This window comes from Streptomyces sp. NPDC060205 (assembly GCF_042728395.1).
GTDB lineage: Bacteria > Actinomycetota > Actinomycetes > Streptomycetales > Streptomycetaceae > Streptomyces.
On the sequence record NZ_JBHWZP010000069.1, the window covers coordinates 26,226 to 34,215 of the forward strand.

A 7,990-nucleotide genomic window follows, 5' to 3' on the forward strand; every position below is an offset into this window, starting at 1 on the left:
CTGGTGACGTACTTTTCTATGTACATCACCAAGGAGGCGGTCAATCTCGCGCTGAACTCCTACGCCGAGCAGCAGGAGCGTGCGGCACGCATAAGCCGTCACTTCGAGCAAGCGCGTGAGTGGGGTGCCGTCGAGGACGCCGAGCGTCTGCAGAGGGCGGAGAAGCACAGCCGGTGATCTATCTGCTCGACACGTCCGGCCTGGTCCGGCTGCTCCGCGATCCAAAACTGCAATTGATCGGCCTGGTACGACGCGATCGATGCCGGCGCCATCGCGTCCTGCTTCGTGCTACGGGCCGAGTTCCTGTACAGCGCCCGCACCAGCCGCGAGTACGGCGAGATCGCGGAAATGTTCTCCGACCTCTATCCCGATGCCGCGGTGCCGAAGAACGCGGGGCGTTGGGCTTGGCTGTACTCCACGACGACGCCGACTACGGCACCATCGCCCGACACGCGTCCGACCTGACCGAGCACAAGGTTCTGCGTGGAGCGGGTGACGAGAATCGAACTCGCACTCTCAGCTTGGGAAGCTGCGGGACATGGGCGGGCTCTGCACCTCTGACCAGTACAGATAGCTGAACCTAGCGGTGGTCGGGCGGGGCGGATCACACCGCTGTTGACCGTGGTTCTCCGCGCTTACGGACACGCGGAGGGCACGGAATCTCGCGAGAGTGAGGCCGGCGCCGTCAGGGACAGCCTTGCTTGGGCTCGACCTGTACAGGAGACCGGGTTCGATCCCTGCGCCACCCGTCGAGATTCCGTGCACCCGCCACACGCTATGCCATATCTAATGGCATACTCGCAGGGTGACTGATGACGAAGTTGACTTCCCGCCCGGCGACGGCCCCACCAGTGGCATCTCCGTCACTCTGACCGCCGGAACCCTGCATGCGATCCGTGAGCGGGTCGGTAAGCGAGGTGTCTCGGCCTACCTGGAGAAGGCCGCCCAGCGACAGATCGAGCGAGACAACCTTGACGAGCTGATCGCGGACTTCGACACAGTGCACGGCCCGGCCGACCCCGAGGCCGTGGCGGCGAAGCGCGCCCGGCTGGTCGGAGGCGCCTCGGACGCTGGGGCTGCCGCGTGAGCGGTGCTTTGGTCCTGGACAGCGAGGGTCTGGCAAGGGCCGTACAGCGGGATCGAGAGATCCATGAGTGGCTGACGGCGGCCCGAGACGCGGACCTGCCAGTGATCACCTCAGCCGCCGTGCTGGTTGAGGTGATCCACCCGAAGATCAACGACGCCGCACTGAAGTGGACCCTGTCCCGCCTGAGCGTCGAGCCGGTGACCCAAACCGTTGCACAATCCGCTGCCGCTCTGCTGCGTGCAGCGGGGCTGCACGGCCACAAGTACGCCATCGACGCCATGTTGTGCGCGACTGCCCTGCAGCATCCCGGCCGGGTGACGATCCTGACTTCGGACGTGGAAGACATCGGGCTGCTCACTGCCGAGCATCCGCGCCTGAGTCCGGAGAAGGTCTGAGCCGAGGCGCCTCGCAGAGTCGGCGCGATTAGCGACCTGGCGCGAATCAGGCCAGGCGCGCGGCGAGTGCGAAGGCGGCAAAAAGGCCCGGGTCGATGACCTGGGCCTCCTTCATGGAGCGGGTGACGAGTATGTGCGAATCATCGTGAGAGGCCACACATGACCATGACTCTTACCAAAGGCGGTAACGCTGCCTTGCCCGCAGCGGTGTGCCGCGTCACCCTCAACTCCCTGACTACAGGCATCGACGTGTCTGCCGTCCTGCTAGGCCAGGACGGCAAGGTGCGGAGCGATGACGATTTGGTCTTCTACAACCACGCGTCACAGGACAAGGTCGAACTGCGCGGGCAGACGATTGTCGCGGACCTGGCCGCGATCCCCGCGGCAGTAGACCGCATCGTCGTTGTGGCCAGCATCGACCCTGAGCTGACGGCAACTCACTTCGATGCGAGCAACACCCCCCAAGCGGTCGTTGAGTGCGGAAGTGCGCGGATCACCTTCGAACCGCCGCCGCTCGTGCACCACGAGACGGTAGCCCTTCTCATCGAGCTCTACCGGCGGTCGGGCGGGTGGAAGGCAAGAGCCGTGGGTCAAGGATGGGACACAGGGCTGGCCGGTCTCGCCTCGGACTTCGGCATCGTTGTAGATGACCCAGGACCCAGCGCAGGACAAGTTTCCGCTGTACCGCCCGCACAGCGCCAACACATGCAGCCAGCCCCACCCATGACGCCGCCTCGTCCCCTCATCCCGCTGGGCAAAGTCGCCCTCACCAAGGCCGGACAAGCGACCATCGACATGCGCAAGGATGACCCGAGCCTCATCGTGACAGCCTCACTTGAGTGGAACGGTGGGAGCGCGGCCCGGAGACAGGCCGGCGCTGACCTCGACCTGTACGCCCTCTATGTTCCTGGAGATGCGGTCACGCTACCGGGCAAGCGCCCGAACAAGTCGGATCAGGTCGTCTATTACCGGCAGCTCGGATCGACTGTCGTGCCGCCCTATATCGCTTTGGATGGGGACTCTAAAGTTCCGGGTCGCGAGACGATCACCATCCGTCGTCCAGACCTTCAGGGATATGTCCTTCTCTGCGCTTATAGCGCAGTGGAAAACGGGACCGGATCGTTCAAGTCGTACGGTGCTCGGGTGGTAGTCACTGACGGGCGGGGCTCCACAGTGACGGTGCCACTGTTCAACAATCGAAACTTGTCCTATTGGGTTGCTATCGCCTTGATCGACTTTACTGCGCCCGGCGGCGCCCAGATCCGACAGGTTGAGAAGTACAGCGGAAACCATGTTGAGGCACGACCGACGCTGTACTCGAATGGGAACTTCCGAATGAGCACCGGGAAGGTCGAGTTTAAGACTCGGTAGCCGTCGGGCCGACTTGCATGTGATGCCGTGACAGCGAGAAAAGATCTGACACCCGCTACAGGAGTTCGATCCGGACCCGCTTCGGCAGCCTTCGTCGACTGGCGCGACGGCCGGACAGGGGCGTTGACGTACGCTCCCGTCGGGTGTCGTTGATGTCAGCCGTGGATGTCAGAAGCTCCTGATCCGTAGCACTTGGAGGTCATACACGCTGCGGCAAGGACCGTGAGAGCTCGTGTCGGGCGCATAGGATGCCGCACTTGATGGCTGTACAGCAGGATCCTGATGGGGGTGACGTCATGGAGCGGGAACAGTTTGAACGGCTGCTGAACGGTGGGGACGACACGTCGTCGGCCGCTCTGTCTGCTCTCCGTGCTGGCGCTTCTCATGTTGTCTGGGACGGAACAACGTCGGCCAAGTCGCTCGCGACGGTCTACGGGCGCCGACACCGTCACACTCTGCGGAAAGGCATCGAGACTTCCGGCTTAGCGCGGGCCGTGCAACGCCTCGACCTATACGGCCGGCCGGTTCGACTGGGTCAGATCAGAACTGCCGACGGATCTTGGATCTTCATGCTGTTTCTCGACGAGGATGGCAGCACGCTGGTGGCGTGCACCGGCGTCCGGCAGACCCAACCGGGTCCTCTGTGACCAGAGCCCCGCTGAAACTCCCACCGCCAACACGCTTTCCAACTGTGGTGGTGGTCCTAGAGGCCTCGGACGGGGCCGTTCACCTGCGTTCATGGACGGCCGGTTGCTGGAGCGGCTACGGGCTTCGGTCTCGTCTGAACGGCCGCGAACGGCGCTGAATGAGACGGAAACTGAGACGGCCCGGCCTGTTGCCGAGCCGCCTCGTGGGTGGCGCGACCTTCTGATCCGTAGCTCTGTAGAAATCGGTTATTGGAGGTCATACAGGCTGCCGGGAAGCCCATGGGGCCAGTGTGGGGCACTGCCGGTTGCTGGAGTTGCTGTACTTCTCTGCTGTACAGCCGTGGTCCGGTGGGAACTACTCAGGACACCGATAGCGCACGCCACGCTCGTACGGCCACCGCGTGAGCCGCTTCTTGTAGCTCTCACCTGCCGCAGTGGTCCGCCGGTGGGCCGTGCGCGTATCGGTCAGAAGGGAGGTTCGAGATCGCCGCGGCCGTCGCTATGTGGCCCCCAGTCCCAGGGCTCCTCCCGGAAAGGCTCAGGGTTGGGGACGTCGTGGCCCCATGCTTCGAGTGCCTTCCGGGCAACAAGCCGGTTGGGGTTGTCGCTGCCGGTGTCCAGGATGGCGCGCGCTTGCACGGCGAGGTGATCGCGGTGCTCGGCGAGCGCGGGGTGCTCGGCGAGGATGAGCGCGGCGACAACGGCGGCTTCGCGCACGTCCTCGTGGCTGTCTAGGAGGAAGGGCGCGACGGCTCGATAAAGCATCGGGCGCAGATCCCGGAAGGCCGCCACGATGGTGCCGGGGGTGAGAAAGCCGGGGAAGTACTGCTCCGTGCGGCCCACAATCTCATCGGAGGCGTCGTAGGCCGTGGAAACCAACCAGTTCAACAGCGTCGCGCGGATGGGGACGTTGCGATGGGGCCGGAGGGTCATGGCCGACGGGTGGGCGAGGATGCCGGCAACATACATGGCGACGGGGGTGGTGGCCTCGTAGATGGTGTTCTGGTGGCCGACCAGCTCACCTAGCTCCGACAAAGCGGAAACCTGAACCTTGGGATCGGGCTCCAACAGCCGTGCCAGAACCCTGGGAAGGTCCTCACCGCTCCCGAAAGCCGTCTGGAGCGAATCCCAGTCAGTCTCCGCCAGGACCACCTGGTAGGGCGGCAAGTCAGGCTCGTGAAGCGTCTCGACGTTGGGAAGGCTGTGGTTCACAGGCCAAACCTAGACCCAGACTTCTGACGCGATTCCCTTCCGAGGCGGAATATCCTCCTCAACCCACCAATTTCCCCAGCCCCCATCCCGTCCGCCGTCGACCCACACACGGTGGAGCGGGCGTGGTTCAGGGCGTCGAGGTGGAGCGCGCCACTGTACGAACGACCTGGACGCCCTGGGCCGCGTCCGGTTGGCTCTGCCTGGGTCGGCGGTGGACGGGATGGGAGCTCCCCGCGCACGCCACTACGGGCCCGCAGTCGGCGACGGCGCCCCCTCCATCCCGGTGCCGGCCGATCCCCCGCCGGAGGCATTGCCTTGACCACGGGCCGCTCTATGCGGTGTTCGCCTAATGGCCTCCGGCCCTATCCACGTGTGGGCGCGCGTCGGCGCAGCGCGGGCGGAGCGGGCCGAAGGCAGGAGCGGCGCCCGCGGCGGAGCCGGGGCTTGAACCCGTAGAGGAAGTTGTAACTCGGTCGGACTGCTGGGGCTTGCTTTGCCTCGGTTGGTGCTTTGCAGGCTGGCGGCGGATGAGTGACCGAGGCACCCACAGTTAGAACGGTGGCTTCTCGCTGTATCCGTCGGAGCTGGGGGTGTGTTCCCACGGTGATGAGTCGGCGGGCGGTAGGTCGGTGTCGCAGAATTCGAAGGGGTTTCGTTGGCCTTCGAGTCCTGAGGAGTCTTCGCCCCATGCGTCCAGCGCATCGATGGCTCGTTCGCGGTGCTGCCACAGGTCGCTCGTGCCCAGCACTTCGCGGATCGAGGGCGCCAGGGCGCGCCGGTGGTGGAGTAGTTGTGGATCGTCGAGGAGGGGGATGCAGGCTGCGATCGCTGCTTCGCGTACGTGGCGATCTGAATCGTGCGTCGCGTCGTGCGCTGCGGTGAACAGCAGTGGGCGTATCTCAAGGATGCCTAGGGCCGGCGGGTAGTCGGCGAGGGGGAAGCCGACCTGTCGGCTTGTCTTTGCCGCCTCGTCGGTGACTTCGCTCGCGACTGAAGCGATCCAGTACAGCAGTTCGGCGCGCATGGGCCCGGGGAAGGAACCGCGTTTCTTGTCGATACTCCAGATCGTTCGCGGGTCCGCGAGGACTGCGGCCACGTAGAGGGCCGTGGCCACCGTTGCGCTGTAGAGGGTGTTCTGGTGGTGCAGAGTGCCGTACAGATACTCCAGCGCCTCTGTTCGCACGCCTTGATCGCGGTCCCACAGCGCGACCAGCCTCGTAGGCGCATCCGTGGCAGGTCCGTAAGCGTGCTCCAGTGCAGTCCAGTCGGTACTCGTCAGCGTGTGGTGGGGATCGGGCAGGCCGACCGGCGACGGGCCGCTTGCATGCGTCATGAGATCTGCCACAGAGGGGCGGAGCACTGCTCTGGACGGTTGCTGATGAGGAGTCGGCGCAGGTCCTCGCGCTGGGAGCCGTTGAGGTTCAGGGCTTCGGTGAGGTGGCGGAACGTGGTGTGGGTGACTCCGCGGCGCCGGGCCTCCGCCTCGAACTCGTCGAGTTGAGCCAAGACGGTCTGCGGGACCAGCTCCGCATGCGGCTGGTCCTTGAGCCATGCCGCTTTGTTGCGCTCGTAATCGATCTCCGAGTAGCCGCAGGTCTCCCGGCTGTGCGCCTCGACCTCGTCCAAAGTCTCGGTCGCCATGATGGCGCGAGCCAGCTGATTGCGGGTGACCGCCTCGTCCAGGTCGACCTCGTGGACGGTCGGGCCCTCGTCCGTGAGCGCGATGGGGAGGCCTGCGTCTCGTACCTCGCAGGTGCCGCGTACGCCTCGGGCGGTGGCGGCCAGCATTCCGGTTGCCTCTGACGGGTGCCACTCCAGGACCGAGCTGACCGACTCCACATCCGCCGCGGTGAAGGTGTGGATACGGGCGCCGAGTAGGGCGCGCACGTCATCGACCGGCAGTTCGCCGTCGAGACCTGGACCGGCAACCAGCAACCGGACAGGCGCGTTCACCTGGCAGCACGCTGCGAGCGTGAGGGCATCGGCAAGCGGGCTCTTCAGCGTCGGCTCGTCGCCTCGCGCGAGGATGTCGCCGCCCACGTCGAGCAGGTCGATCGACTCCGGCGACAAGTGGTCGATCGACTCTTCGAGCTGGCGCGTGACGCCCTCGACACCGTGATGCGGGTCGATCAGCGCGAACGTGTGCGGGAGCTCTGCCGCGAGCCGCGGGAGTGTGGACCCCGCTGGTGGGATCGGGCGGGCGTTCGCCGGCACCGTCCAGACTGCTGGGGTGAGCTGTTCGAGGCCGGTGAAGTTGTCCGGTCCCCGCGGGCCCGGCACTGGATCGACGAGCAGGAGGTCCCACGCGTACGTGAGGATCACCGCCCGGTCCTCGTCGCCGTAGAGGGCGGCGTGAAGCATGGCGGCGGCGACAGCGTCGCCCTCCCCTCCTGCTGCGACGATCAACCGCTTCATGCGGTCAGCGTACGGGCGCCCTTCTGCTCTGACCGTGTAGGTGTGGCTGGTCCGGTCGATGAGGCCCGGCAAGGTCGATCGTGCGAGGTCGTCCCGAGACGGTCGAGCGGGGGATCGCCGTGGGCGCGAGGCGCTGGAGCGTGACGAATCGCAGGCGCCCCGAGCGGGCGGAGCGCCACACCGGGGGACATGCGCTCGCGCCCGGTTCTCCCTCCATCCGGACAACAAGAAACCCCCGGGCCGTCGGCCTGGGGGCTCTGCATGGAGCGGGTGACGAGAATCGAACTCGCACTCTCAGCTTGGGAAGCTGATGTTCTACCACTAAACTACACCCGCGTAAGACGCCGGATACGGGTTGTCGTGCCGGGTCGGAAACGCGGATTCACCATACCTCATGCCAGGCCCCCGGCGCTGAAGCCGTGGGGCCCGGGGGCGTTTCGGGGGGGTGGACGGGGCTGCGAGGCGCAGGAGTTGAGGCGTACGGTGGAGGAGCTGGAGAGGGGTCGGGCGGGATCGGAGTGCCGCCTGGAAGGCCGTCCCTTTCATCCCGTAATGTGGCGTCCTCTTCAGTCAGACGCGGCTCTTGGGGAAGGGACTCTGAGGACTTGATGGAACGCAGCACCGTCGTCCGTTGTGCCGAGGGGCACGTATTCAGCACCGCATCACTTCCGATGCAGCAGGCCGATCGGCTCGGTCCTGGCCGGTTGATCCGTTGTCCCCGTTGCACCCGGCTCCGCAACGTCGTACCGGTGGAGTTCGAGAAGCGCTAGGCCGACAACTGTCAGTGCGGACAGCGGTCAGCAGCGCCGGCAGCAGTCAGTGGTTCGGACGCCCGCGGGCCCGCCACGATCTCCGGATTGTGG

General features: G+C 65.7%; 8 protein-coding genes and 1 tRNA gene. 5 read left to right on the top strand and 4 right to left on the bottom strand.

Features of this window, described 5'->3' with window-relative positions:
- Positions 1 to 3 precede the first annotated feature (3 nt).
- The 5 genes from ACFWGJ_RS15035 to ACFWGJ_RS15055 all read left to right on the top strand — a co-directional run bounded on the left by ACFWGJ_RS15035 (position 4) and on the right by ACFWGJ_RS15055 (position 3,500).
- On the top strand, positions 4 to 177 hold the full coding sequence (locus tag ACFWGJ_RS15035) for a type II toxin-antitoxin system VapB family antitoxin (protein ID WP_387323950.1): 174 nt from the start codon (positions 4 to 6) through the stop codon (positions 175 to 177).
- Positions 178 to 805: 628 nt separating this feature from the next.
- Entirely contained in the window at positions 806 to 1,087 is a 282-nt protein-coding gene (locus ACFWGJ_RS15040) for a hypothetical protein (RefSeq protein ID WP_381832408.1), read from the top strand.
- The gene (locus tag ACFWGJ_RS15045) at positions 1,084 to 1,482 is read left to right on the top strand and encodes a PIN domain-containing protein (protein ID WP_381832410.1); all 399 of its coding nucleotides are present in this window, start codon (positions 1,084 to 1,086) and stop codon (positions 1,480 to 1,482) included. The genes ACFWGJ_RS15040 and ACFWGJ_RS15045 overlap by 4 nt, the downstream gene beginning before the upstream one ends.
- A gap of 159 nt (positions 1,483 to 1,641) precedes the next feature.
- Positions 1,642 to 2,853 (top strand): TerD family protein, encoded by a 1,212-nt coding sequence (locus ACFWGJ_RS15050; RefSeq protein WP_387323939.1) that lies wholly within the window; start codon positions 1,642 to 1,644, stop codon positions 2,851 to 2,853.
- Between the two features lie 260 nt (positions 2,854 to 3,113).
- Positions 3,114 to 3,500, top strand: coding sequence for a hypothetical protein (locus ACFWGJ_RS15055; RefSeq protein WP_381832653.1), 387 nt, complete (start codon positions 3,114 to 3,116; stop codon positions 3,498 to 3,500).
- Between the two features lie 465 nt (positions 3,501 to 3,965).
- On the opposite strand, the gene ACFWGJ_RS15060 is transcribed toward ACFWGJ_RS15055, so the two are convergent.
- The 4 genes from ACFWGJ_RS15060 to ACFWGJ_RS15075 all read right to left on the bottom strand — a co-directional run bounded on the left by ACFWGJ_RS15060 (position 3,966) and on the right by ACFWGJ_RS15075 (position 7,463).
- Positions 3,966 to 4,712 carry a hypothetical protein gene (locus ACFWGJ_RS15060; RefSeq protein ID WP_381832656.1) on the bottom strand — a complete coding sequence of 249 codons (747 nt, stop codon included), beginning with the start codon at positions 4,710 to 4,712 and terminating at the stop codon, positions 3,966 to 3,968.
- A 550-nt stretch (positions 4,713 to 5,262) separates the two neighbouring features.
- Positions 5,263 to 6,045, bottom strand: a complete 783-nt coding sequence (locus ACFWGJ_RS15065; RefSeq protein WP_381833419.1) for a hypothetical protein — start codon at positions 6,043 to 6,045, stop codon at positions 5,263 to 5,265.
- Positions 6,042 to 7,127: a DUF1152 domain-containing protein gene (locus ACFWGJ_RS15070; protein WP_387323942.1), complete on the bottom strand. Its 1,086-nt coding sequence runs from the start codon at positions 7,125 to 7,127 to the stop codon at positions 6,042 to 6,044. The genes ACFWGJ_RS15065 and ACFWGJ_RS15070 overlap by 4 nt, the downstream gene beginning before the upstream one ends.
- 262 nt (positions 7,128 to 7,389) lie before the next feature.
- Positions 7,390 to 7,463, bottom strand: a tRNA-Gly gene (locus tag ACFWGJ_RS15075).
- Positions 7,464 to 7,990 lie beyond the last annotated feature (527 nt).

Excerpts from the sequence above, each read along its gene's own strand:
- ACFWGJ_RS15050 (WP_387323939.1), top strand. The coding sequence starts at position 1,642 with ATGACCATGACTCTTACCAAAGGCGGTAACGCTGCCTTGCCCGCAGCG.
- ACFWGJ_RS15055 (WP_381832653.1), top strand. The coding sequence starts at position 3,114 with ATGGCTGTACAGCAGGATCCTGATGGGGGTGACGTCATGGAGCGGGAA.
- ACFWGJ_RS15065 (WP_381833419.1), bottom strand. The coding sequence starts at position 6,045 with ATGACGCATGCAAGCGGCCCGTCGCCGGTCGGCCTGCCCGATCCCCAC.
- ACFWGJ_RS15070 (WP_387323942.1), bottom strand. The coding sequence starts at position 7,127 with ATGAAGCGGTTGATCGTCGCAGCAGGAGGGGAGGGCGACGCTGTCGCC.